Source organism: Rhizobium sp. P1_C7 (assembly GCF_056406295.1).
The window spans coordinates 360,420-383,931 of sequence record NZ_JBFUAL010000004.1 but is presented as its reverse complement, the minus strand read 5'-3'; the positions used below and the strand labels follow the sequence as shown (position 1 = coordinate 383,931).

General features: G+C 61.8%; 18 protein-coding genes and 2 pseudogenes. 6 read left to right on the top strand and 14 right to left on the bottom strand.

All coding sequences use genetic code 11. The annotated features are described in order from the left end of the window. The 3 genes from AC1D2R_RS08710 to AC1D2R_RS08700 all read right to left on the bottom strand — a co-directional run. The coding region (locus AC1D2R_RS08710) for a DUF5801 repeats-in-toxin domain-containing protein (protein WP_477966751.1) at positions 1-7,380 on the bottom strand (7,380 nt) is incomplete at its 3' end. Positions 7,381-7,699: 319 nt separating this feature from the next. Then, positions 7,700-8,479: a VOC family protein gene (locus AC1D2R_RS08705; protein ID WP_477966749.1), complete on the bottom strand. Its 780-nt coding sequence runs from the start codon at positions 8,477-8,479 to the stop codon at positions 7,700-7,702. Positions 8,480-8,606: 127 nt separating this feature from the next. Then, the gene (locus AC1D2R_RS08700; RefSeq protein ID WP_477966787.1) at positions 8,607-9,335 is read right to left on the bottom strand and encodes a DUF899 domain-containing protein; all 729 of its coding nucleotides are present in this window, start codon (positions 9,333-9,335) and stop codon (positions 8,607-8,609) included. 85 nt (positions 9,336-9,420) lie between these two features. On the opposite strand from AC1D2R_RS08700, the gene AC1D2R_RS08695 reads away from it, so the two are divergent. Next, positions 9,421-9,867, top strand: coding sequence for a MarR family winged helix-turn-helix transcriptional regulator (locus AC1D2R_RS08695; protein WP_477966747.1), 447 nt, complete (start codon positions 9,421-9,423; stop codon positions 9,865-9,867). On the opposite strand, the gene AC1D2R_RS08690 is transcribed toward AC1D2R_RS08695, so the two are convergent. Both AC1D2R_RS08690 and AC1D2R_RS08685 read right to left on the bottom strand, forming a co-directional pair. Continuing rightward, a complete protein-coding gene (locus tag AC1D2R_RS08690; protein WP_477966745.1) occupies positions 9,864-10,619 on the bottom strand; it encodes an RES family NAD+ phosphorylase in 756 nt (251 codons plus the stop codon). The genes AC1D2R_RS08695 and AC1D2R_RS08690 overlap by 4 nt on opposite strands. Then, positions 10,579-10,962: an antitoxin Xre/MbcA/ParS toxin-binding domain-containing protein gene (locus tag AC1D2R_RS08685; protein ID WP_477966743.1), complete on the bottom strand. Its 384-nt coding sequence runs from the start codon at positions 10,960-10,962 to the stop codon at positions 10,579-10,581. The genes AC1D2R_RS08690 and AC1D2R_RS08685 overlap by 41 nt, the downstream gene beginning before the upstream one ends. Before the next feature lie 308 nt (positions 10,963-11,270). Here AC1D2R_RS08685 and AC1D2R_RS08680 point away from each other — a divergent pair, with 308 nt between their 5' ends. After that, positions 11,271-12,077, top strand: a complete 807-nt coding sequence (locus AC1D2R_RS08680; protein ID WP_477966741.1) for a pyrroline-5-carboxylate reductase — start codon at positions 11,271-11,273, stop codon at positions 12,075-12,077. Between the two features lie 340 nt (positions 12,078-12,417). Here the strand turns inward: AC1D2R_RS08680 and AC1D2R_RS08675 are convergent, their stop codons facing one another. Next, entirely contained in the window at positions 12,418-12,639 is a 222-nt protein-coding gene (locus AC1D2R_RS08675) for a hypothetical protein (protein WP_477966739.1), read from the bottom strand. A 56-nt stretch (positions 12,640-12,695) separates the two neighbouring features. Here AC1D2R_RS08675 and AC1D2R_RS08670 point away from each other — a divergent pair. Next, positions 12,696-12,809: pseudogene (locus AC1D2R_RS08670) on the top strand (aldo/keto reductase); the annotation flags it as partial. A gap of 82 nt (positions 12,810-12,891) precedes the next feature. Here AC1D2R_RS08670 and AC1D2R_RS08665 read toward each other — a convergent pair. Beyond that, positions 12,892-13,314 (bottom strand): organic hydroperoxide resistance protein, encoded by a 423-nt coding sequence (locus AC1D2R_RS08665; protein WP_477966737.1) that lies wholly within the window; start codon positions 13,312-13,314, stop codon positions 12,892-12,894. Positions 13,315-13,437: 123 nt separating this feature from the next. Between AC1D2R_RS08665 and AC1D2R_RS08660 the strand changes: the two genes are divergently transcribed. Next, positions 13,438-13,905, top strand: a complete 468-nt coding sequence (locus tag AC1D2R_RS08660) for a MarR family winged helix-turn-helix transcriptional regulator (protein WP_477966735.1) — start codon at positions 13,438-13,440, stop codon at positions 13,903-13,905. Positions 13,906-13,938: 33 nt separating this feature from the next. Here AC1D2R_RS08660 and AC1D2R_RS08655 read toward each other — a convergent pair whose 3' ends face one another. Continuing rightward, positions 13,939-14,838, bottom strand: a complete 900-nt coding sequence (locus AC1D2R_RS08655; protein ID WP_477966733.1) for a LysR family transcriptional regulator — start codon at positions 14,836-14,838, stop codon at positions 13,939-13,941. A gap of 97 nt (positions 14,839-14,935) precedes the next feature. Here AC1D2R_RS08655 and AC1D2R_RS08650 point away from each other — a divergent pair, with 97 nt between their 5' ends. Then, a complete protein-coding gene (locus AC1D2R_RS08650; protein ID WP_477966731.1) occupies positions 14,936-15,193 on the top strand; it encodes a DUF1127 domain-containing protein in 258 nt (85 codons plus the stop codon). 73 nt (positions 15,194-15,266) lie between these two features. Here AC1D2R_RS08650 and AC1D2R_RS08645 read toward each other — a convergent pair whose 3' ends face one another. The 6 genes and pseudogenes from AC1D2R_RS08645 to AC1D2R_RS08620 form a co-directional block, all read right to left on the bottom strand. Then, a complete protein-coding gene (locus AC1D2R_RS08645; RefSeq protein WP_477966729.1) occupies positions 15,267-15,992 on the bottom strand; it encodes a L,D-transpeptidase family protein in 726 nt (241 codons plus the stop codon). A gap of 170 nt (positions 15,993-16,162) precedes the next feature. Next, positions 16,163-17,002 carry a L,D-transpeptidase gene (locus AC1D2R_RS08640; protein ID WP_477966727.1) on the bottom strand — a complete coding sequence of 280 codons (840 nt, stop codon included), beginning with the start codon at positions 17,000-17,002 and terminating at the stop codon, positions 16,163-16,165. A 124-nt stretch (positions 17,003-17,126) separates the two neighbouring features. Beyond that, complete coding sequence (locus AC1D2R_RS08635; protein WP_477966725.1) at positions 17,127-18,050, bottom strand: alpha/beta hydrolase family protein; 924 nt, start codon at positions 18,048-18,050, stop codon at positions 17,127-17,129. A gap of 127 nt (positions 18,051-18,177) precedes the next feature. Next, positions 18,178-19,803 carry a cisplatin damage response ATP-dependent DNA ligase gene (locus tag AC1D2R_RS08630; protein WP_477966723.1) on the bottom strand — a complete coding sequence of 542 codons (1,626 nt, stop codon included), beginning with the start codon at positions 19,801-19,803 and terminating at the stop codon, positions 18,178-18,180. A 256-nt stretch (positions 19,804-20,059) separates the two neighbouring features. Next, positions 20,060-21,070, bottom strand: a complete 1,011-nt coding sequence (locus tag AC1D2R_RS08625; RefSeq protein ID WP_477966721.1) for a ligase-associated DNA damage response exonuclease — start codon at positions 21,068-21,070, stop codon at positions 20,060-20,062. A gap of 298 nt (positions 21,071-21,368) precedes the next feature. Next, positions 21,369-21,834 (bottom strand): annotated as a pseudogene (locus AC1D2R_RS08620) (histidine kinase); the annotation flags it as partial. A gap of 298 nt (positions 21,835-22,132) precedes the next feature. Between AC1D2R_RS08620 and AC1D2R_RS08615 the strand changes: the two are divergent. Beyond that, positions 22,133-23,491 (top strand): TIGR03808 family TAT-translocated repetitive protein, encoded by a 1,359-nt coding sequence (locus tag AC1D2R_RS08615; RefSeq protein ID WP_477966785.1) that lies wholly within the window; start codon positions 22,133-22,135, stop codon positions 23,489-23,491. Positions 23,492-23,512 lie beyond the last annotated feature (21 nt).

Sequence of the window (23,512 nt, the reverse complement as noted above, 5' to 3'; positions counted from 1 at the left end):
CGTGTCGGTGACCTGTGCGGTCGCCGGCGTCGTGTTAGGAACGAGGTTTTCGAAGCCGCCGCCCGTTGCGCTAAGAATCTGCGCCGTCAGGGATGACGGGTCCGTATAGACGTCGTCGCCATTGCCGGCGGCGAGCGTCAAAGTGCCGGTGGTGTGGCCGTCGGCGATGGTGATGTCGCCCTGATCGGTGTGGACAATCGTGACGCCGTGCGAGGCGCTCGACAGCGTCGCGGTGAACACGTAGCTGGCAGCTGAGCCTTCAGTCACGGACGAGCCGGAAAGGTTGACCGTGGTCGCATCGCTGTCGTCCGTGACACTGAACGACACGTTCGCCGTCGAGGTATCGCCGTCGTTATCCTTTACCGTAAAGGTGAAGCTTGCCGATCCGGCGTCCTTATAGACGTCGTCGGAATGCGCGGTGAACTGATAGTTTCCGTCAGCCGTAACCCGTAGTGTTCCCTCCGCCGTCGTAACGCCCTGCGACCAACCGTCATTTCCAAATGTTAGGTTGACGCCGTTGATCTGAGAGACAGTGGCTCCATCGGTGCCCTGGGCGAAATGGAGCGTGCCTTCGGCGACCGAGCCTTCGGCAACGGACTGCGCAACCATGTTGTGCGCCACCGGGCCGTCATCCTGGAACTGGACCGTCAGATCCACCTGCGATACGGCGCTCATCCTGTCGCCGTCTGCGTCGGTCAGGGTTGCCTGAATGTGGAGGCCACCGTCGACGACAACCTTTACGACGTCGTCATAGGCCGCCTGGCTGGAGCCGGCTTCGTTGTTGTGGATCGGCTGATACTGGGCGATCCAGACATGGCCGTTGGCATCGACATAGACCTTGAAGGCCTGGTTGGCGGCCGGATTGTTGCCCGTATAGCCGATCAGCGCTCCGTCCGAGGACGTCGTCAGCTGGATCGCAGTGCCGTCCAGCGTCGTCAGACCGGAATCCACGCCGCTGAAAGCGCTGCCGTCGGCCTTGGTGATGGCGAATGACCAGGTGCCGCTCTTGTCCGCGCCGACGCTGCCGGTGAACAGAGCGTTCGCGCCGGACAGCACACTCGTCGCGGACTCGGCATAGCCGATGGCGTTGGCCATGTAGATCGCCGCCGGCGGGGTGTTGGCGGTGTCGTCGGCGGCGTTGGGACCCGACGCCGTAACTCCGGCGCTCTCATCGACGCTGACCGCCAACGTCTCATGGTGCGTAACGGTGGCGTAGACCGGCACTTGCGTCGAGTGCTGGACCTCCACAGTCACAGATGTCTCGATATTGGAAATGCCAAACTTGTCGCCGTGGTATGTCTTGTTGAAGCCGTAGCTCACGTCATCGTAATTGCTCACCTTGAGCACGTCGAAGGTGCCGTTTGCATTTGCCGCCTTTACGGTGATGACCGCGTTATCGGGGGCGCTGGCCAGCACATAGCCAGTCAGCGTGTTGCCCTGGTAAACCGCGCTGGCCGTAACCGCGTTCCCGTTGACCAAGAAGGTCAGCGCGACAAAGTTGCCGTTGTTGGTGGCATTGATGAAGACCGCGGCGGTGTTGTTGTTACCAAGAACATCAACCTTGAACTGTGCCGACGAATGCGGATCCGCTGCCTGATTACTCTTCCCAGCATTGGTTACGAAGTTCATGGACAGAACCTCGCTCGGCCCGTCGATCCATGGGTTGTGGACGCCGATATTGTTGTTGTTGGTGTTGACCGTATCGCTGTTGCCGCTGCTCTTGGCCGCCAGCAGCAGGTCATGTCCGGCTGCGCTGCCGGTACCGACAAGCGTGCGCTCTGCCTGATTGCCGCCCATGAACGTGAACGTATCAGCGACCACTTCCATCGTGGTCCAGGTGTGGGTCGTCGTACCGGTCTGCACCTGCTCGGTCGTGTCGTTCGAGGCGCGAGCCGTGAGGACCGGAATGTCGTCCAGCACGCTGACCTGAAGGCTGCCGGGTCCAAGATCGGTGGTGTCGTTGTCGCCGTCGGTCGCGGTGACGTAGTTGGAAAGGTCGAAGGTCAGCGTGTTTTCGCCGTTTCCCGTCGCGTGGTCGAGCTGCGCGATCAGCGTGAAGGTGTAGGCGCCATTCGCCCCGAGAACCAGGGTGAAGACAGGCTTGTCGTACGCCGCATTATAGCCGACGCCACCACCGGCCTCGACATAACCGGTCAACGTCGAGCCGTTCGACGACAGGTAGACCTGTTGCCCCTGCGACGTAACGCCGGATAGTTCGGACGCGCTGACCGACTTCAGGGTGAAGCCGCCGTTGGCGCTCGGACCGTCCGCGCCGAAATTCACCAGCGCCGACAGGCTTCCCGTCGCGGTCAGGTGGTTGGTCGGCGTGCTGGTGTCGGTGTCGGCGGCTTCGCCTGACCGATTGTTATCGGCATTCGCCCCGCTGAGGCCGTCTTCGTCGACCGTAGCGGTTACTGTTGCATTGGCAACGAGCTTCGGACCATCGTCGGCGAAAGTGATATTGCGACCGAGCTCGATCGTGGCGCTGCTGCTCTTCGAGTCGCCGTCATTATCGGTGATCGTCGCCGTCGCCGTCAGCTTGACGAGATTGTCGGCAAGCGAGACCACCGTGCCGTCACCGCCATGATCGATAGCGTCGTACTGGGTCAGCGTGACCTTGCCAGCGCCGTCTACCGTGACCTTGAAGATGGTGTTGCTCTGCCCAACATCCTGGAACATGAAGGCGGTCGAGCCGTAGATCACCCCATTGCTATGATAGAGATAGATGGTCTGGTTATCGCTCTTGAGCCCGGATGAGCTGCCCTGGGTAACCGAAAGCGAATAGCTCGTGGCGACATTCCCCGCGCCATCCGCGCCGTAGCTGGAGACAGCGTTGAACACGCCGGCGAAGCTCTGGCTGGCCGTATCGTAATTGGTGCCGATGGTGTCGGCGTCCTGCGTGGCCAGCACAACATTCGCCTCACCACTAGCGGTCAGCGTGATCGACGGCGTGTGGTCATCGAATCTGATATTTCCGCCGAGATCGACCGTGGCGCTGCTGCTTCTCTTGTCGCCGTCATCGTCGGTGATTGTCGCCGTCGCCGTCAGCTTGACGAGATCGTTGGCGAGCGAGATGCTCGTATTATTGCCCTCGCCGAGATGATCGATGGCGCTGTACTGCGTCAGCGTCACTGTGCCGCCGCTGCTTACCTCGATCTTGAACACCGTGTTGCCAACGTTGATGTCGTTTGTCGAACCGGCGGTAGAACCGTAGACAACGCCGTTCTTCACAAACAGGTGGATCGCTTGGTCGTCATGCGACAGGCCGCTCAATCCGCCCTGACCGGTCACCGAAAGCGCGTAGCTGGTGACGGTGTTGCCAGCGCCGTCCGCGCCGTAGCTGGAAACGGCGGTGAACACGCCGGCGAAGCTCCGGCTGGCCGTATCGAAATTGTTTCCGATGGTGTCAGCGTCTTGCGTGGTCAGCGTGATCGCGGCGTCGCTGCCCGCTGTCAGCGTGATCGACGGCGTGTCGTCGTCGAATTTGATATTGCCGCCGAGATCGATCGAAGCGCTATCAGTCGCCTTGTCGCCATCATGGTCGGTGATCGTCACCGTCGCCGCCAGCTTGACGAGGCCTTCGTCGAGCGAGATGACCGAGCCATTGCCGTTGCCGACATGATCGATGGCGTCGTACTGGGTCAGCGTGACCTTGCCAGTGCCGTCCACGGCGATCGTGAAGATGGTGTTGCTCTGCCCGACACCATGGGACGACGAGGCTGTCGAACCAACAATCTCACCGTCGATCTCATAGAGATAGATCGTACGACCGTCGCTTTCGAGGTGCGAGTCCACGCGGTCGCCGAAGCGACCATGCTCAAGGCTGAGCGCATAGGTGGTCTTTGTAGTACCCGGGCCATCCGCACCATAGGAAGAGGCGATCGTGAAGGCCTTCGAGAAATCGGCGCTCGCCGTGTCGGTGCCTACGACCCCACTCCCGATCGTGTCGTGATCCTGCGTCTCAAGGGTCGGCGCCTTCGAATCGGAGGCGGAGATCGCCGCCACCGGCACGTCGTCGATGACGCTGACGAGGAAGCTCCTGGCGTCGAGCGTTACGCTGTCGTTGTCGAAATCGGTGTACTGGACCAGGCTTGACAGGTCGAGCTTCAGCACACCCTCGCCATTGTTGCCATAGCTGTGGTCGAGATTGTCCCTGAGTTCGAATTTCCAGCTGCCGTTGTCGTAGACGGTGAGAGTGAAGACGTCATGCGCGCCTTCGTCAGTGGTCCCGGCCGTGATGGTCTGATAGTGGCCGTTGCCGTCGGCGCCTTCCGCGACCGAGGTTACCGAAACGAGGCTGCCGCCCGACTTTACGCTCGCGCCGCCGTCGGTCTTGATGGCGTTGCCGACCAGCTCCGAGCTGAATGAGAAATGCCCGCCTTCGTCGGCGCCGGTGTTGACCAGCGTGGCGAGCGAATTCGCGCCGTTGCCGCTGACGACCGCGGTGGTATTGTCGTGGAAATGGCCATAGTGGCTGATGTCGTCGTCCGTGGCCGAGCCCGAGCCGCCACTGGTATCCTCATTGCCGTTGAGCTGCTCTTCCTCGACCGTACCCGAGACATGGGCTCGACCGGCCGTGGTCGGCGCGTCGTCGGTGATAGCGATTGTCAGGCCGCCGGTCAGCGGGATGCTGTCGCCATCGCCGTCGGTCGCCTGGAGCAGGCGGCCGAAGTCGATGGACAGGCTGGTAGCACCGGTGCCATGGTCGATCTGATCGAAAAGCCTGAAGGTGTAGTCGCCGTCATTCGACAGGGTCAGCGTGAAGACGACGCGCGCCCCATCACCCTCGCCCGCCGTCGCGGTGAGGACACCGTTCGCGACCGTGTAGCTCAACGCGTCGCCATGCGAGGACAGCGCATTGAGGCTGCTTACGTCGCCGGTGAAGGAAAAACCGCCGTTGCCGTCGTTGCCGAAGTTCACGACGCTCGCGATCGAGCCGCTGATTGTCGCGGGGCCTGGCAGATTGTTAGAGGCATTGCCGGTATAGGAGCCGTCCGCGTTGCCGTCGTTCGGGCTCGTACCCTGCGAAAGCGACGTCTTGATGTCGTCTTCAGCGACCTTGGCGCTCTGAAGCGCCTGCTGGTCGATGCTCGGGCTGTCGTCATCGACATTGACGCTGATCGTGCCGGACACGTGGTCGCCGTCGCCGTCATAGATGTCGAAGCCGAAGTTCAGGACCAGATTGTCCTCAGTGCCCGTTGCGGGGTGAGCGAGGGCGGCGTTGAGCGTAACCGAGTAGGTGCCGTCGGCATTGACCGTGACGACGATCGCGTTGTCGACGTGCAGGCTGCTCCAACTCATGAAGCCGCCCTGGCCATTCTGCGTCCAGACGCCTTCGCCCAGCGCCTCTGCTGTACCCTTGCCGGTGTCGTCAATGTACATGACCGAGAGCAAAGCGTTGCCGAGGCCGGTGATCTCGATATGGCCGAGCCCATCCGAGCCCGCATCGAAATCGATCGTACCGGTCACGGTGGCCCCGTGACCGTCGTCACCAGTGCCGCCCTGGTTGCCAGCTTCGCCGACATCCTCGTCGTCAAGGATGGCACTGTTGCCGGTCACCGACACGTTGGCGAGGAACGTGCCGTAGCTGTCGGCTTTCCCGGTTTCCTTGAATTCCAGCGTGTTCGATCCCGCGTCGGCGCCGCCGACAATGGTGAAGCTATACGTCTTCATCGGCCCGGTCGGGTCGATATCGAGTACGACCTCGCCGCCGAACGTGACGAAAAGGTGCTTGCTGCCCTCCTGTGCCGCGCCGGCCTCGAAGGTAAGGGTGTAGCTTTCGCCCTCTGCCAGTTTGAGCACCTGCGAGACCGCTACATCGCCCGGCGATGCGTCGAGGTCGATCATGTATCCGTTCGTCGAGGAATGCATGCCGAGATAGCCGTCGCCAACGCGCTCAAGCTGCGGGGCGCCCTCGGAACCGTCCGCCCAGGCGATGTGCCAGTCGCCCGAGACACCGATGTTGTTGACACCGCTATTCTCGTTCCAGGCATTACCGTTAGGGGTAAAGTTGTCGAAGAAGAATGAGCCCGAATAGTCGCCGGCTGGCGCCGGGACCGAGAGCAGAATCGGGCCGTCGTCGCTGAAGCCAATTTTGTCGCCAATATCAATGGTTGCGTCGACTTTGTCGCCGTCGAAATCGCCGACCGTAACCTTGGCGCTGACCTGGCCGGACTTGATGAAGTCGATCTCGTCCTGCGAGTTGCTATCGGTGTTGTAGATCGAGACATACTGGACCATAGACAGCTGGCCAGTGACTGGATCGATCGTAAGGGCGAATGCGGCGGGATCGGCACCGGTGACCTCGCCGTTCTCGGCGTCATAACGACCGACGATAAGGCCATTTTCCTCGAAGAGGTAGATTTCGTGGCCGCCCGTGGTCTTAAGGCCGGAATCGTGATTGTTGCCGGAGCCGAGTTCGAGCGACCACTGGACCGCGTTCGTGCCGCCAGGACCATTGATGCCGAACTGTATATCGGCCTGCAAGAGGCCGGTGGTCGCGTATTGCACCCCGTTCATATGCCCATCAGAGCCTTGATTGCTAACACCTTTGAACAGGTCCGCAACATCGGAGAAGGCCGTATCGTTGTCCGGGCTGGTCTGGATGCCTGCCGATTCATCGAGCACGAGCGTCGCGGCAAGGTTGCCGAGCTTGACGACGTGCACGCTGACTGTCGGCGAACCGTCCGGGACCGCTGGCGAGGTCGGTACGCTGACCGTCGGCGAACCGTCCAGGACCGCTGGCGAGGTTGGTGGGGTTGGATTTTGGCCGTGCCTGCCGGCTCCGCCGAAGATGCGCCCGGGCTGACCATCCGGCTGGTCCGTGTTCAGCAGGAGGTCCGCTATCAGTGGCGGCAGATGGGGAGGCTGCTGGATCGTGTCGAAGTTGCCGCCCGAGCTTGGCGCGGATGCGCTTGCCGAATAGGAGCCATCGGGACCGGCCGCGACGTTGATGTTGTTCTGTTCGAGGGCGGCGATCACCGCCTGCTGCGGCAGTTCGACTTCGCCGAGCAGGAAGGTCGGGACGTGGAGCGCGCCGTTGACGATGACGATCTCGGTGCCGTCGGCCTGGACGAGCACGAGGTTGTTGCCTTCCACGTGAATGTCGTCGATCGAGGTGCCCGCCGGCAGGTGGGCGACATTGTTCTGATCCGGGACAATTTCACCGGACAGCGCGGCCACCTGTACGGCCGGCGCCTCGGCGACGCGATCGGTCTTTTCCGTCTGCTGGCCCGTCTGCTGGCTGCTATCTGCCTGCGCGACCTCTACGCCCCTTGCGGCGGAAGTCTGATGGGCTGCGTCCTCATGAATATCCGAAATGAAGTCGTGCGAAACATGTTCGCAATCAACTGCAGACGTATGCGGATCTTCGATAGACATAACAAATACCCCAATGTGAAACTGGGGCCAAATAATTATGCCGCGAATACAAAAGCAATACTGCCCACGCCCCGCGGATATAGCCGGTTATGCATCCACCCAAAAAAGTTCACAAACAGTTAACCGCGACGGCCTTGATCTGCTAACATTCTAATAAAATTAATGGAATAAGGCGTTTCTCGTGCCTTAAAACCGCGCCCCCTCGAGACGTCGATTCGACGCCGCCCAAGGCACTCCGCTCGTCAAAGGCAGAGTGCAACATGGGTTAAGGAGATGGACTACGAGGGCTTCGACGACCCCATCTGAATTCGATGGAGACCTAACGTCCCGGCGCCACGAGGCAGAAGAAGGCGCCCTGCGGGTCCAGCGCCTGAATGATCCAGCTGCCGCCGGGGACTTCCATGGGACCGTGCAGAACCTTGCCGCCGCCCGCATTGACGCGCTCGATGGCCGAATCGATGGCCGGAACGTTGAAGTAGTAGCACCACGCCGGCATCGGTACGGCCGGTGGCTTCGTCATGATGCCGCCGACGGCGGTGCCATGCTCGGCGAAGATGTGGTAGACGCCCATGTCGCCCATCTCGAAATCGCGGTCCTTCGTCCAGCCAAACATCTTCGAATAGAAGGCGAAGGCCTCTCCGCCATTGCCGGCATAGAGTTCGTGCCAGCCGACCTGGCCTGGCGAGCCCATGGGCGCTTCCGGCGGCGCGTTGTCCATCGGCGCCGGCGTCATGATGCAGATGACCGCGCCATGCGGGTCCGCGACGACGGCAAACCGACCGATGGTCGGGATGTCTTCCGGCGGACGGCGTACCGAGCCGCCTGCGGCCGCGAAGTCCTTCGCTGACTTGTCTACATCGTCGACAGCGACGTAGCCGGTCCAGTTCGGGGGAATGCCCTTGCCTTCCAGCTCTGCCGGAAACTCCATGAGACCGCAGACGCCGACGCCGTTTGCCTCGAAGATCGTATAGGGCGGCTGGCCTTCGACCGTCATGCCAGTCGTCGTCCAGCCGACGACTTTTCCGTAGAACTCGATCGCGGCCCCGGTGTCCGGGGTCATCAATTCGCACCAAATGAACTTGCCGTGGGTATCGGACATCGTGATCTCCCTTCACGTTACATTTTCTGGCTCTGCTCGATGAATGGAACGAGCAGGCGATTGCGGCCTGATGTCCGCGATCTCTTCATACGGCACCATCCTTTCCGACGGATGACGGGGCCCTAGGTCAGTGGCATCGGGCCGGCGCCTGCTGCGCCTGTTCGTATTCGTCGTGACGCTTGACGAAGCCCATCGTCGAATCCTCGTTGCGGCCCCTGGGCGCGCGATCGAGAATCATCAGCGTTCCGACCATTTCCTCCAGACCGCGAGCGTAGCTCGAATAGGTATGGAACACATTCCCCTGCTCGCCCTTGTAAAACGCACTCATGCCGGGAAGCTCGTCGTTTGCGTTTTCGGATTCGATTGCAGTGAAATTGTAGACGACCTGCCCTTTGGCAAGGTCCTGCGGGGTAAAGGAGACGTGATAGTCGAAATTGAAATCGGTGCCCGACGACGAGACCCAGGGGAAGTTCCAGCCCATCCGCGTCTTGTAGGCCTCGATGTTCCCAAGAGATGCGCGCGAGACGGCGACCCAGGTGACGTCGTGGTTGTTCAGATGCGGCAGCGTGCCATCGACGTGATCGGAGAGAAAGGAGCAGCCGGGGCAGCCGGCATCCCAGTCCGGGCCGAGCATGAAGTGGTAGACCATCAGCTGGCTGCGGCCGTCGAAGAGATCGGACAGGGTCTTTCTCCCCTGCGGCGTGTCGAAGACATAGTCCTTGTCGACCTTCACCCAGGGCAGCGCCATGCGCTCGGCATTGAGCCGGTCACGCAGACGCGTTGCTTCCTTCTCCTTCAGAAGCAGTGCGCGACGGGCTTCCAGCCATTCTTCACGGGAAACGACTTGGTTCTGCATCGTGTGCGCCCCTCCTGCGGCGCGACCGAGACGGTCCATTCTCCTTTTCCTTGACTATATATATTGATATCAATATAAAATAGGCATGTCAAACTCGATAGAGATCCCCTTTTCAACGACGCTGCTGGTGCGCGACAATTGCCTGTGCCTGCACGCCCAGCGGGCGGCGCGTGCACTTGCCCGCCTTTTCGACGACGCACTGCGGCCCGTGGGCCTTACCAACGGGCAATTCTCGCTGATGATGTCGCTCAACCGGCCCGAACCGCCGCCGATGGGGCCGGTCGCCAAGCTGCTGGCGATGGACCAGACGACCTTGACGGCGGCGCTGAAGCCGCTGCAGCGCAGGGGCTGGGTGATCGTCGTTCCAAACCCGAGGGACAGGCGCGGTCGTCTCCTGTGCCTGACGGCCGAGGGCAAGTCCGTACTGGCAGCAGCACTGCCGGTGTGGGAAAGCACCCATTCCGCGCTCGAAGGCGCCTTGCCCGAGGGCAACGCGGACAGGCTGCGGCAGGATCTCCTCACGCTCGCCTAGTAGGGTCCGATACGGGGATCGCCCGCGAAATCCTCACGCGCAAACCCGATCCTGATCTTCGGAAAATCGCAAAGCGCCTGAACGCCCATGGCCGAAAGGCGAATGCGCCAGGTCTGGCGTTCGACGGGCAAGCGGGCGGCAAAGGCGGCGGCGCTCAGCAGCGCGATGTTTCGACCATGCCCGGGATCGCGGACGGACTCGTAGAGGATCGCCTGGCAATGTGCGTCACGCGCCGCATCGGCCAGCACCTGGCAGGGCTCGTAACGCAGCAGATCGGTCCACACCGCGCGATCGCGGTCGAGCGGCGGTTGCGTGAGGTCGACGGCGGCGGCGGCCTCGACCGCCGCCGCAAAGGCGGTGTATTCGGCGGCGTTGGACGGAAACGGCGTCTCGGGCGAGTCGGCAAAGAACAGCAGGCGGTAGAAGGACATTTCGGCCAGCGCCGTCTCGACCTTCTCCGAGGCGTAGAACACGCCGAGGGTGCGCCCTGCCCTGCGAAAGCGCGAGCCGTGCGGATAGATCGCGCCGTAGCGAAAGGGTGTGGCCAGGAGATAGTCGAGCCCGGCGCATTCCGGCGGCAGCGCGGGCTTGCTTTCGTCGAGCAGTTTTTCGAGCAGCGCCTGCTCCTCCAGCGTGTCGACGATCTTCAGCGTCGAGATCTGATGCTGCGCTTCGACCAACCGCCAGAACCGCCCCGAGACGGTATGCGTCTCAGACGACAGCGCGGCGGGCGTCCAGGTATGCAAGGACATCGGTCAATCCAGAAATGCTGACGATCTTTTCGAGCGGAGCGGCGCCAAGCGCCGTATTGGCATTGCGCAGCCATTGCCGGGCAACGGCTTCGTCACCGCCGACGATCGCATCGAGCGAACGAAAGACGCGAACGAGGAGAATGGCGAGTTCGAAGGACTTGGAGCCGCGGTCGAGCAGGTAATCCTGCCGCTTCATCCGCGAGATGGTGGCCTCGGAGAGCCCGAGGACGGCAGACAAGGTACGGGCGCTGATGCCCAACCGATCGGCAGCGTTGACGGCGGCCTTGGTGATGACTGCCGCTTCCGAAGATCGCACACCTGATATCGAGTTTGCTATTGCCATGACTGCATCCTTTCCTTGGAAATATTATAGTTACTTTATTTCAGATGAAAAGAGATGGCTTGCTCTATGAGGAGAAGAAGCGCTTTTTGCCCGAAGCGGACGTCCTGCCGATACGACACCCATGCTGGATGCTTGGGCGCAACCGTCCGGCCGGACGATCGCAGATCTGGACAGGCTGATACCGTTCAGGCGTATTAGAAGCCGGACGTACCATCGCTCGTTGCCTCCTGGCATCGAGCGAGGTGGAATTCATGTCCGGTTCCCTCGTCGAGATCACGGGGGCGCAAGCAGTCACATAGGGGGCGCCAATGAAGATCGATCCGAAGCGGATGACAATGGGGTTCGTCGGGACGGGAACGATTACGGAGGCCGTCGTCACCGGGCTGGGCAAGACGGGGTTTCGGGACACCCCGATCGTGCTGTCCCCTCGCAGCGAAAGCGTCGCCGCCCGCCTTGCCGCGGCAAACGAGAACGTGTCGATCGCTTTGAGCAACCAGGATGTCCTCGATCGATCCGATCTCGTATTCGTGGCGGTGAGGCCGCAGATCGCCGAGGAGGTCGTCCGCGCGCTCCGATTTCGGCCGAACCACCATGTCATCAGCTTTGTCGCGGCCACGCCACTCGATCGGCTGCTGGCGTGGATCGACCAGCCTGTTCGGCTGAGCCAGGCAATTCCGCTTCCGTTCGTCGCCGATCTCCAGGGCGCGACCGCGATCCACCCGCCTGACGAGGTTTCAAATTCCGTCTTCTCGACACTCGGAGCGGCGGTCCAGGTCGAAAGCAAACGTGAGTTCGATCTTCTCGCGGTGGCGAGCTCCATGATGGGCACCTATTTCGGCATCCTGGACGCGACGGCGGCCTGGCTGGAGAGCCAGGGTCTCCCGCGGGCCGCTGGCGACGCCTTCCTCCGTCAGTTGTTTTCCGGCCTCGACAATGCCGCCCGTTCAAGACCCGTCATGAGCTTTGACGAACTCGTGGGCGAGCATTCGACCAAGGGCGGGTTGAACGAACAGGTCCTCGAGGACTTCCGCGACTTCGGTGGGACCGAGGCGCTGCAAAAGGCTCTTGATCGAGTTCTTACTCGCATTCGTCCTTTAGAAAGCGAACTCTCTTGAAGTCCGCATTTGGCGAATTCCGGCCGAGGCATTCGTCCGCGGTCGGCCCACTGCTGACAATCGCCTAAAAATACCCCATATGGCGGCTTATTGGGCCGAAGCGGTCCCAGGTCGGGAGATCGCGAAGCAGTTTCGCACAACCACTTTTGCTCGATAGTCAATATCAACCGGGCGGCACCTGCTCCATGATGATCTGCGTGGGCAGCATCGGCGCCTCCGCTCCGAAATAGGTTTCGAGCAGCGGCAGAAAGTCGTCCGACCGATAGAAAAAACCCGTCAAGCACGATCGGCCAGCAGGCGGAAATCGGCGTCGTCGCGGCGCAGCGCTATCGCATAGGGTTCATCGGTAAACAGGCGATCGCCGATCTCCAGCAAGGACCGATCGCCCGCGCCTGGCCAGGCTGAGGAGCAGCACCTGGTCGGCGATATAGGCATCGATCCTGCGATCCTCCAGCGCCGCAAGCCCGTCCTCGTGGGTGTCGAAATCGGCAAGCCTCGTTTCTCCGCCATTCCTCTGGTAGAGGAGGTCTTCCCAGCCGTCGCGGCTAACACCGGCGTTCACAAGGAGACACCAAAGTACAGACGCGCAAACTCGCACAAGATCTTGAAGTCTCGGCACTGTCGCTTGGCGCCATGGGATATGGAGCAGTCCGCGGCCTTCCCGACAGGGTAGACATGATTTCGCTCATCCGGACAATGGTCGACCGCGGAATGGACTTCTTCGACACGGCCGGCCCGCTGCCATCGGGAGGCAGCGCCTGCTGCCCCCTCATCCGGACCTCCGGGCGACCTTCACCCGGTAGGAGAATGTCAATCAGGCTACCGTGACCGGAACCTCGGTCGAAGTGCGCATGGCATGGCTGTAGGGGCATACGATGTGGGCGGCAGCGGCAAGCTTTTCAGCGGTCGGCCGGTCGAGACCCGGAATATGCACGCTCAGCGCCACCTCGATGCCGAAGCCGGTTCCATCCTCGCGCGGGCCGATGCCGACCGTCGCGCTGACGGTCGTGTCTTCCGGAATCTTGACCTTTTCCTTGGCAGCGACAAATTTCAGGGCACCGAGGAAGCATGCCGAATAGCCGGCTGCGAAGAGCTGTTCGGGATTGGTGCCGGTGGCGCCGTCGCCACCGAGTTCCTTCGGAACAGTCAGCGTCACATCGAGAACGCCGTTTTCGGAAACAGCGCGGCCGGCGCGGCCACCGGTGGCTGAAGCTTTGGTGGTATACAGGATAGGCATGTCAGTCTCCTTTGCGGTTGGGTTGATTTTGTATAATGCACAATTAAATTGTACGCAAGTTAATTTTGCAAATTGCATTCCGAATCCGAAAGGAGGAGAATGCACCGCTCAGGAATAACGGCAATGAAAACGCAAACGACAAAGACGATGGAAATTCCGGAAGAGGAAAAGCGGCTGGAGAAACAGCTGTGCTTTGCAGTCTATTCGACAGCGCATGCGTTCACGCGGGCCTACAAGCCGATCCTCGACAAGGTCGGCCTCACCTACCCGCAGTATCTGGTCATGCTGGTGCTCTGGGAGAAATCGAAGCTGCCGGTGAAGACGATCGGCGAGCAGCTGGATCTCGATTCCGGCACGCTGTCGCCGTTGCTCAAGCGCCTGGAGCAGAACGGGCTGATCACGCGTACCCGCGACCCCCGCGACGAACGGCAGGTGATCGTGGCCCTGACGGCCAAGGGACATGGCATGCGCAGCGAGGTCGATACCATCATGGCTTCGATCGGCCAGGCAGCCGGCTGCACGCTCGAGGAGATGGTGACGATCCGCGAAATGCTGCAGGGGCTGCGCGCCAACCTGACCACGGCCGTTTGAGGCGCGCGCGGGCGCCATAGAGGCCGCATCCGGCTATGCCGGCGCTCTGTCGCCGCGTGAGCCGGCTTCGCGAAGCGATTTCATCATTTCTCTCAGCCCCCGGCTCAGATGCTTGTCCCGGCGTACGACCATGCCGAGCCCACGGACGAGCCTCGGATTGGCGGGCGACGTCTCAAGAAACCCTGCCCGATCGCGCCTCAAAGCCAACCCCGGCAGGATCGACCAGCCAAGCCCTGCCGCCACAAGCTCCTTGATAGCCTCGACACTTCCAAACTCCATGGCCGGCCGCGCCGTCACTCCTGCTGCGCTCATCCAACCGTCTATGCTTCGGCGCGTGTTTCCGCCCTCGTAAAGCAGAAGCGTCTTCCCCACCAGAAAGGCGGCATCCGGCCCTTCGGCCGGCATCGCCGAACCGTGGGGAGCAACCACGAGAAGCTCGTCATCATAGAACGCCTCAATCTCGAAGGATCGGCCGGAGGCCGGCAAGGTGACCACTGCCAGATCGAGGGCGTTTGATTCCAGGTCGCGCAGGATATCGTCAGTGTTTCCGATGCGCAGAGTAATTTCCAGTCCCGGCATTTTCGCCTTTGCCCTTGAGATGGCCAGCGGTAGAAGGTGGATGGAGGCGGTCGCGCCGCTTCCGATGCGCACTCGCCCGCCAAGCCCGCTTTTATGCGGCGCCATCGCCTCCCCGGCCTGCGCCAGTTCCTGCAGGATACGCCGCGCGTAAGCCAGGAGATCGAGGCCGGCGACCGTCGGCTGCGCGCGCCTTCCGACGCGTTCGATAAGGCGCACGCCGAACCATTGCTCCAGCAGCTTTACCTGCAGACTGACCGCCGGCTGCGTTATGCCGGCCTTGTCAGCCGCCGCCGTAAAGCTGCCGAGTTCAGCGACATGAACAAAAGTCTGCAATTGGTCGAAGCTAAATGCCATCGAAAGTTTCTCTTATGCTTTGCATAAGATACATAAGCTTCCTTAGGGAAGACATCCAGCGCATCGTGAGGGGAAGCAACATCGGAGACTGAACAGCATGACAACGGACACGTCCCGCAACGGGCACAACGCCTTGGAAAACCGCCTCTCTCGATCTCCCTGGCTGCTCTTCAAAGCTGCCGCTCTCACATTGGCGATCGCGGCGAACCGGATGAGCGGGAAACTGATCGGTATCAGCAAGAAGCGCTGCAGCCGCCAAGCACTTTCCGAACTGACAGATCAACAGCTGGACGATATCGGGCTTACCCGCTCCGAGGTCAAAGTCGAGACCGCAAAGTCGTCGTTCTGGTTCTGATGTCGCCTATCGGGGGTCGGCCGCAGCGCGAGGCGGGCCTCTCTCCCTCGGGGAGAAAGAGGCCAACGCTGTCTTACTGCAGGACCACGACCGGCGCCTTGTTCGGCACGCGGTCGTAGAGATCTATGATGTCCTGGTTCAGCAGCCGAACGCAGCCCGACGAGACGGCCTTGCCGATCGAGCGCCAGTCCGGATTACCGTGGAGGCGATAGAGCGTGTCTTCGCCATTCGAGAAGATGTAGAGCGCGCGGGCGCCGAGCGGGTTTTTCAGGCCCGGCTCCATGCCACCGTTCTCGATCGAGTATTTGGCAAGCTCCGGCTGACGGGCGACCATCTCGTTCGGCGGCTTCCAGCGTGGCCATCTCTGACGCCACTGGATCACGCCGGAGCCCTCCCAGGCGAAGCCTTCGCGGCCGATACCGACGCCGTAGCGCATCGCCGTGCCGCCGGGCTGGACCAGATAGAGGAAGCGTGACGGCGTATCAACGACGATCGTGCCGGCAGGCTGGCCGGTCGGATCGATCACCTGCTGGCGATAGAAGCGCGGATCGATCTGCTGGAAGGGAACGGCGGGGATAAGGAACCCGCCATCCTCGATCGGACCGTACATGACGGCCAGTTCCGCGTCGGTTGGCGCCGGAACCGTCTGGAAGGCGCGAACCGGATTGGGGAAGGACATCGGTTGGCCGACGGGTGTGGCAGTGCCCGATGTGGACGCGCAACCTGCCAGCGCCGAAGCCGCCGTCATCGCCGAAAGCGAAAGAAAGCTGCGGCGGGAAATAGATTTTTCAAAGCTCATGCGCGGGTCTGTTTTCCTTTAGCACGGGAACTGCGGACGCCTTTCCCTGGACGGTTTGTTCAACGCCGGTGACAACAGGAATGAAAATATCCCGTTGCGTTAAATAAACCATAACCTCACGAACTCGTGTCCTCACTTGGACAGACGTTCTCGCATGCCCTGTTGCGCGGCTACATCACCACGATCTCGGCCTTTGCCGGAACCCGATCGTAGAGATCGACGACATCCTGGTTCAGCATGCGCACGCAGCCCGACGAAGTCTGCTTTCCAATCGACTGCCAGTCGGGCGTCCCGTGGATACGATAGAGCGTATCCTCGCCGTTCTTGAAGATATACATCGCCCGCGCACCGAGCGGATTTCCGAGCCCGGGGTTCATGCCGCCATTCTCTGCGGAGAAGGCGCGGACATCCGGCTGGCGCGACACCATTTCGGCCGGCGGCGTCCAGCGCGGCCATTTTTGCTTCCACTGGATGACGCCGCGACCGGACCAGGCATAGCCCTCGCGCCCGATGCCGACGCCATAGCGCATGGCCTTGCCACCGGGCTCGATGAAATAGAGATGCTTGGTCTTGGTGTCGACGACGATGGTGCCTGGCTTCTCGTTGGAGGGATAGGCGACTTCCTGGCGCATGTACTGCGGATCGATGCGGCTGACGGGAATGGCCGGCAGCGTAAAATCATTGTCGCGCACCTGACCATACATGGCGCTGTTAACCGGGTTTGTAGCCGGCAGGCCGTAGGTCCGACTATAATTCGCGCCTGGCAGGCCATAAGTCTGATTGTACAGCGTCGGCGGCTCGATCTCGCGCCTCTGCGGCACCGGGGTATCCACCGCCCTGACACGCAGCGGATCGACGCCCGGCGGCTTATAGAACACCGGCGACGTCTCCTGAACGAAGCGGGCCGGGTCGGTTGCGCCGGTATCGGGAACGAGGATGTTGCAAGCGCTCAACGACAGAGCCGCAACAGCAAGCCCGGCAATGGACGACAGCCGGCTGAGACCATTCATAAAACCACCCTCATCGATGACAGCGACACGTATAATCGCTGGCAAGATGGCAGGCGCGGCTGGCGCGAAGCTGGTGACATCGCTCGCGAGGGTGCAGGGCACTAGGCCGTCAACCCCATGGCGGCTATGCCGTCACCCCATGAAAGAAGCGGATGCTCTGGGCGATCTCGTCGGGCAGAGCCGAGGTGTGATTGCCGGTTACCGTATCCGTCTCGATGTGCACTCCCGCCGAACGGGCGCGGCTTGCAAGGAGGCCGGCGCGGTCGTTGAAGTGCGCCTCGTCGGTGCCATGAACCACGCGGACGGGACATTTGAAGCTCTGCGCATAGCAAAGCGCACTGCGCACCTCGAACTCGTGGTTGTTCCGGTCGTCGAAGCGAATGTCCTGCGGATAGCGGTTGAAGAACCGGAAGGCGTCCGGATTGCCCGAGATCGGTGCGGCGGCCCGGAACTTGTGACTGCTCATCGCGGCAAGCATGGTCAGCGTTCCGCCGATGCTGTGGCCGGCGATGAAGAGACGGTTCGGATCGACGCCCGGAAGATGCGCGAGACGGTCGGCCGCAGCGAGAACGTCGTCCACCTCGTCATAGAAACCGGAGAAGTTCCCCATCTGGCCGTTTTCACCCCTCATCGACGGCATCATCACGATGTGGCCCGCATCGACATAGGGGGCCATCAAGTTCCAGTGCCCGATGCCCATGGCGTTGCCGCCGTGCAGGAATAGCACCGCTGGTTTCGGCTTGCGTTCACGCTTGTACTTCGACACCCAGGCGACCAGCTCGAGTTCGCCGCCATAGCCGGAGCGATAGAACATCTTCTCCGCACCCGACGGCGCGTCGAGCGGTTCATAGTTGTCGGGCGCCGGCCCCTTCTGCAACAGCTTGGTGCGGAAGTGATTGCGAACCTTGGCGTAGTCGCGAGTGATGAGGCGCGGCTCGGCTGGAACATCGAACGCGTTTGCTATGCGCGGAAGGATCATCGCTCCAGCCATGCCGGCGAGAAGCAGGCGGCGCTGGCGAAGAAACGCATTGTTCTTTTCTGTTGTCATGGCACTCTTCCGTCATTGCATCAATCTGGCCCGGCAACTTGGAAAATTGCACCCGACATCCGCCGCCGCCAACACACATTGTGTTGAGAAGCCGCCGGCTGCGTCATTTTGCATCAGGAAAAAGCCATCATGGCGCCTTTGCATCGATCATGGCGACCAGAGTCTGGAGACGATCGGCCTCGTAGGACGGCTTTTCCGGACGCAATCTGGCGATTCGGGGGAAGCGCATGGCGACGCCCGACTTGTGACGATTCGACCGGTTTATGCCTTCGAAGGCGACCTCGACGACGAAGCCGAAGTCCCTGTCGGCCCTGACGGCACGCACAGGCCCGAAACGCTCGGTCGTGTTGTTGCGGACAAACTTGTCGAGAACCTCGAGCTCGGCATCCGTAAAGCCGAAATAGGCCTTGCCGACCGGCACGAGCTGTTCCCCATCGGGGGTTTCCGTCCATACGCCGAAGGTGAAATCCGAATAGTAGCTGGAGCGCTTGCCATGACCGCGCTGGGCATACATCAGTACTGCGTCGACGTTGAATGGATTGCGCTTCCACTTGAACCACGGCCCCTTAAGGCGACCCGCCTGGTAGATGCTGTCGCGCCGCTTGATCATGACGCCTTCGATGACGGGATCAGGCGGTGACGACCGCAACCGATCGAGCTCCTCCCATGAAGTGAAATCCACCAGCGTCGAAAGATCGAAACGCTCGTGCGGAGCCAGCTCGATGATGTCGGAAAGGCGGTGGCGGCGATCGACATAGGCGCGCGCGCGCACATCCTCCTCCCCGTCGAAGAGCAGGTCGTAAGCACGAATGAAGGCCGGGTACTCCTCAAGCATCCGGGCAGTCACCGTCTTGCGGTTGAGGCGTTGCTGCAGGTCGGAGAAGGTGCGAGTCGGGCTGTTCGAGCGCGCAGTGCCTCCCACCAGCAGTTCACCGTCCAGCACGCCATTGAAGCTGATGGCGTCGACGATATCGGGAAAGGCAGCCGAGATATCGTCGCCCGAGCGCGAATAGATCTTTCTGGTCTCGCCCGAGCGCGACAGCTGCACGCGGATACCGTCCCATTTCCACTCGGCCGCGTAGTCGGCCGGGTCCAGGCCGTCCAGGTCGCCTTCGCCCACCGGATTGGCGAGCATGACGGAGTGGAATATTGCCGGCGTCGCCAGCACCGGCTTGCCGCCCCTGTCCTCCAGCCACGCGAACAGGGTTTCGTAGGGCGGCTGCAGACCATGCCAGAGCGTTTCGATCTCTGTCACGTCCTTGCGGCCGAGATCTGCGAGCGCCTGTTTGGCCAGGCGGGCGGAGACGCCGATGCGCAATGCGCCGGTCGCAAGCTTGATAAAGGCGAAGCGGCCCGAGGCGTCGAGGTGATTCAGCAACTCGCGGACGAAGCCGCGCACCTCCGTCCGCCCCAGCGAATTCATCCGCACGACGACGTCGCCGAGCCGCGGCTGGACAAGCGCTGACCGCTCGATATCCTTCTCGTTGTCCCAGACCAGCGCGATCGTCTCGGCCAGGTCGCCGACATAGTCGTAGGAATAGCGAAAGAGCACCTCGTCCATACGTTCGAGCACGAGTTCGCGCAGCATCGCCGGTTTGACGTTTCGTACCTCCAGCGTGCCGGCGATCGCGGCAAGCCCATAGCCGCGGTCGGGATCGGGCGTATCGCGGAAATAATCGGCAAGCAGCTTCAGCTTTCCGTTGCGGCTGGGGGTGAGCACCAGGCGATCGAGAAGGTCGGCGAAGGCTTTCATGCGGGCCCTCCGACGCGGGGTGATACCCCCTCCCCAACCAACATTCGTGGGGAAGACCCCTCACCGACCCCTTCCGACAAGCGGGAGGGACCAAGCTGCTGCAGCGTCTCACTCCCACGCAAAATAGCCTCGTGTTGCATCGTCGCGGGTGAAATGCCATGGGCACGTCGAGGAAGCCCTCCCCCCGTGTGGGGAGGGGTTGGGGAGGGGTCATTTCCCAAAACTGCCGGAGAGTGGCCTTCACAAACAATCGGCATCAATCCCCCTCGTCCTCATAGCCCACGAGATGGAGCGGCTTTGCCTTGATGCCATGCAATTCGCACCACCGAACCAGCGCCTCCTCGCGGCCGTGGGTGACCCACACCTCGCGGGGGTGCAACTCCGTGATGGTCTCGGTCAGCTCCGGCCAGTCGCAGTGATCGGAAATGACCAGCGGCAGCTCCACGCCCTGCTGCTTCGCGCGCTGGCGTACCATCATCCAGCCGGAGGCAAAGGCGGGCAGCGGCTCGTTGAAGCGCCGCGCCCAGCGATCGGCGAAAGCCGAGGACGGGCCGACGACGATCGCGCCTTTGAAAACGGCCTTGTCCGTGGTTTCGACTGTTGCCGGCCGCAGTTCGCCAAGCTCGATCCCCTGCCCGACATAATAGTCGCAGAGCTTTTCCATGGCACCGTGGATGTAGATCGGCTCATCATAGCCGGTGTCACGCAGCAAACGGATTACCCTCTGCGCCTTGCCAAGCGCATAGGCGCCAATCAGGTGCGTGCGATCGGGAAACTGGCGCAATGAGGCGTAGAGTTTCGCCATTTCGCCGGCCGGGTCAGGATGATGGAATACCGGCAGGCCGAAGGTTGCCTCGGTGATGAAAACATCGCAGGCAACCGGCACATAGGCCGCGCAGGTCGGATCGGGGCGGCGCTTGTAGTCGCCGGACACGACGATGCGCGTGCCGCTCTTTTCGATGGCGATCTGTGCAGAGCCGAGCACGTGACCGGCCGGATGAAAGCTGACCGTCACGCCGTTGACCGTCAGCTCCTCGCCGAAAGCTGCCGCCTGTTCGCTGACGCAGAAGCCGTCACCATAGCGAATACGCATGATGTCGAGCGTCTGGCGCGTTGCCAGCACATGGCGGTGACCCGAGCGGGCGTGATCCGAATGGCCGTGGGTGATCAGCGCGCGTTCCACCGGCCGCACCGGATCGACATAGAATCCTCCCTCCGGGCAATAAAGCCCTTCGGGTGCGGGATAGATCAATGCATCAGGTCTCATGGGCGGGAAGATAGCGGGAAATGGCGCAAGGGCCAGAGGCACCGGCCACACACCGCAGTTTTCCCGGGAGCGTCGCCTGGTCATCTCGTCCCTGGCGCGGGGATAGGCGGCACCGGACGAACAAGAGCCGTCGCGCGTTTGGCTGAACTACCGCCTCACCAGCTCGGGGATGCGGGCGGCAGGAACCGGTCTCGAAAAGCGATAGCCCTGAGCCTCGGCACCTTGCAAGGCGGAGAAAGTCGAACTGGGCGTGCGTCTCCACCCCCTCGGCGACCACCGCAAGCTTCATCGTCTGCGCCAGCCCGGCCTCGACCAGCAGCACCGGCGCCTCCAGAACTATTTCCAGCGGCTCGTTGCGGGCGATCATCTCCAGCAGCGCCTGACCGCGACGCAGCTCCTCCTGTCGCTTGCGCTCGGTCATTTCGCGCGACACGCCGATCAGGCCGACGACGACGCCGACGCCGAGGTCATTGCGCAGGGGAAGTTTCGAGGTGAGCCGGCATGTCGCTTTTCCACCGATCGTCGAGGGGACGACCACCTTGATATCGAGGCAGGCCTCGCCCCTCGCCATGATGTCCTGCTCGAATTCGAAATAGCGTCGCGCCGTCGCGAAATCGAAAAAGATCGCGTTTGCCGGCAATGCCGTCGGGATCCTCGATCCCGACGCTGGGGGCAATCATGGCGTTGGCGAATACGAAGCGGCTGACGGCCTTCAATCCAAGGTCTTCGATACCGTCGGCGAAGCAGCGGTTGCTTGCCGCGATGAGTGCTTCCGTGGCAGCAACGATCCGATTGGTTCGATATCCGTGTGGTCGACCTCGCGGCGTCCGGCACTCGCCTCATTCATGACCACTCGCCTTTGCGGCGATGACAGAAGGCGAATCCGCGTAGGCGCGACTGAACCAGCACAGGGCGTAGCGTTCATTTCCTTCGCCTGCTCAAACGGGAGAACAATGTTTCGACCTGAATTCTACGACAGATGTTGCGTAATAACGCTCCAGAACGACACAGAATTTCCGGCACGTTTCCTGCTTGTCGGAGGCAATGAACCGACCTTTAACGATATCGTCGCGCCGTGAATTTCTTCGGCTTGCAGCGGCCTCGGCAGCGGCTCTCTCGGCGCCGCGTTCTTTTGCTTCGGCACGGCAGCCCGACCTGCGCGGCTCGATCGACGCCGTCCAATACAAGACGGTTCCCGGCGCCGGCGACCGGAAGAGCACAAGCCTGCAGCGGATGATAGACGAGGCATCGCGGGCAAACGTGCCGGTGTTCCTGCCGCCCGGCGTCTACAAGGTTTCCAACCTCACCCTGCCGGACAATACGCGCATTACCGGTGTTCCGGGCGCTTCGAGGATTGTCTACACCGGCGACGGTCACCTCTTTTCAGCCGAAAACATCAAGCGGATCGAATTTTCCAACATCGCCATCGACGGCCAGAACCGCTGGCTCGGTGACTATGCCGGCGCGCTCGTGCAGTTTACCGGCGTGGACGAGGTGCTGATCGACAACTGCGAGATCGCTGGCAGCCGAAAGCACGGGCTGCAGCTCGAGCGTTGCGGCGGGCGGATCGAACGCAACCGCATATCGGGTGCCGCGCAGTCGGGCCTCTACGCCGTCGAGTCCACCGGGCTGTCGATCACCGGCAACGAGGTCTTCGACTGCGGCAACGGCGGAATTCTGGTCCACCGTTGGACGAAGGCTGCGGACAACAGTATCGTCAGTGGCAACCGCGTCTTCCGCATCGGGGCAAACGACGGCGGAACCGGGCAGAACGGCAACGGCATCAATATCTTCCGCGCGGACAACGTCATGGTGACGAACAATCACCTCTCCGACTGCGCGTTTACCGCCATCCGCGCCAACTCCTCTTCCAACATACAGATAAGCAGCAACCAGTGCCACCGATCGGGCGAGACGGCCGTTTTTGTCGAGTTCGAGTTCCAGGGGGCTGTCGTCTCAGGAAATACGATCGACGGCGCAGCCAACGGCATTTCGATCGCCAATTTCGACCACGGCGGCAGGCTGGCGAGCGTTACCGGGAATGTGGTTCGCAACCTCACCCTGAAAGGTCCCTACCTGCATGAACTCGGTTTCGGTGTAGGGATTGCTGCGGAGGCCGACACGCTCATCTCCGGCAATATCGTTGAGGGCGCGCCGCGCTGGGGCATGCAGCTCGGCTGGGGTCCCTATCTGCGCAATCTGGTGGTCACCGGCAACGTCATCTGCAAGGCGCCCGTCGGTTGCGCGATTTCAGTTGTGGACGGTGCAGGCTCGGTCGCCATCACCGACAATGTCTTTCAGGAGATCGCCGACGGCGCAGTCCTCGGTTTCGAATGGAACAAGAAGGTATCCGGCGAACTTGCGACCGCCGGACAGGCCCGATACCCGCAGCTGACCGTCGAGCGCAACCGGATCTCCTGAGCGGCAGGCTTGCCGGCGGCG

Coding starts and splice junctions, on each gene's coding strand:
- AC1D2R_RS08705 (WP_477966749.1), bottom strand. CDS start 8,479: ATGTCCGATACCCACGGCAAGTTCATTTGGTGCGAATTGATGACCCCG.
- AC1D2R_RS08700 (WP_477966787.1), bottom strand. CDS start 9,335: ATGCAGAACCAAGTCGTTTCCCGTGAAGAATGGCTGGAAGCCCGTCGC.
- AC1D2R_RS08695 (WP_477966747.1), top strand. CDS start 9,421: ATGTCAAACTCGATAGAGATCCCCTTTTCAACGACGCTGCTGGTGCGC.
- AC1D2R_RS08690 (WP_477966745.1), bottom strand. CDS start 10,619: ATGTCCTTGCATACCTGGACGCCCGCCGCGCTGTCGTCTGAGACGCAT.
- AC1D2R_RS08685 (WP_477966743.1), bottom strand. CDS start 10,962: ATGGCAATAGCAAACTCGATATCAGGTGTGCGATCTTCGGAAGCGGCA.
- AC1D2R_RS08680 (WP_477966741.1), top strand. CDS start 11,271: ATGAAGATCGATCCGAAGCGGATGACAATGGGGTTCGTCGGGACGGGA.
- AC1D2R_RS08665 (WP_477966737.1), bottom strand. CDS start 13,314: ATGCCTATCCTGTATACCACCAAAGCTTCAGCCACCGGTGGCCGCGCC.
- AC1D2R_RS08660 (WP_477966735.1), top strand. CDS start 13,438: ATGAAAACGCAAACGACAAAGACGATGGAAATTCCGGAAGAGGAAAAG.
- AC1D2R_RS08655 (WP_477966733.1), bottom strand. CDS start 14,838: ATGGCATTTAGCTTCGACCAATTGCAGACTTTTGTTCATGTCGCTGAA.
- AC1D2R_RS08650 (WP_477966731.1), top strand. CDS start 14,936: ATGACAACGGACACGTCCCGCAACGGGCACAACGCCTTGGAAAACCGC.
- AC1D2R_RS08645 (WP_477966729.1), bottom strand. CDS start 15,992: ATGAGCTTTGAAAAATCTATTTCCCGCCGCAGCTTTCTTTCGCTTTCG.
- AC1D2R_RS08640 (WP_477966727.1), bottom strand. CDS start 17,002: ATGAATGGTCTCAGCCGGCTGTCGTCCATTGCCGGGCTTGCTGTTGCG.
- AC1D2R_RS08635 (WP_477966725.1), bottom strand. CDS start 18,050: ATGACAACAGAAAAGAACAATGCGTTTCTTCGCCAGCGCCGCCTGCTT.
- AC1D2R_RS08630 (WP_477966723.1), bottom strand. CDS start 19,803: ATGAAAGCCTTCGCCGACCTTCTCGATCGCCTGGTGCTCACCCCCAGC.
- AC1D2R_RS08625 (WP_477966721.1), bottom strand. CDS start 21,070: ATGAGACCTGATGCATTGATCTATCCCGCACCCGAAGGGCTTTATTGC.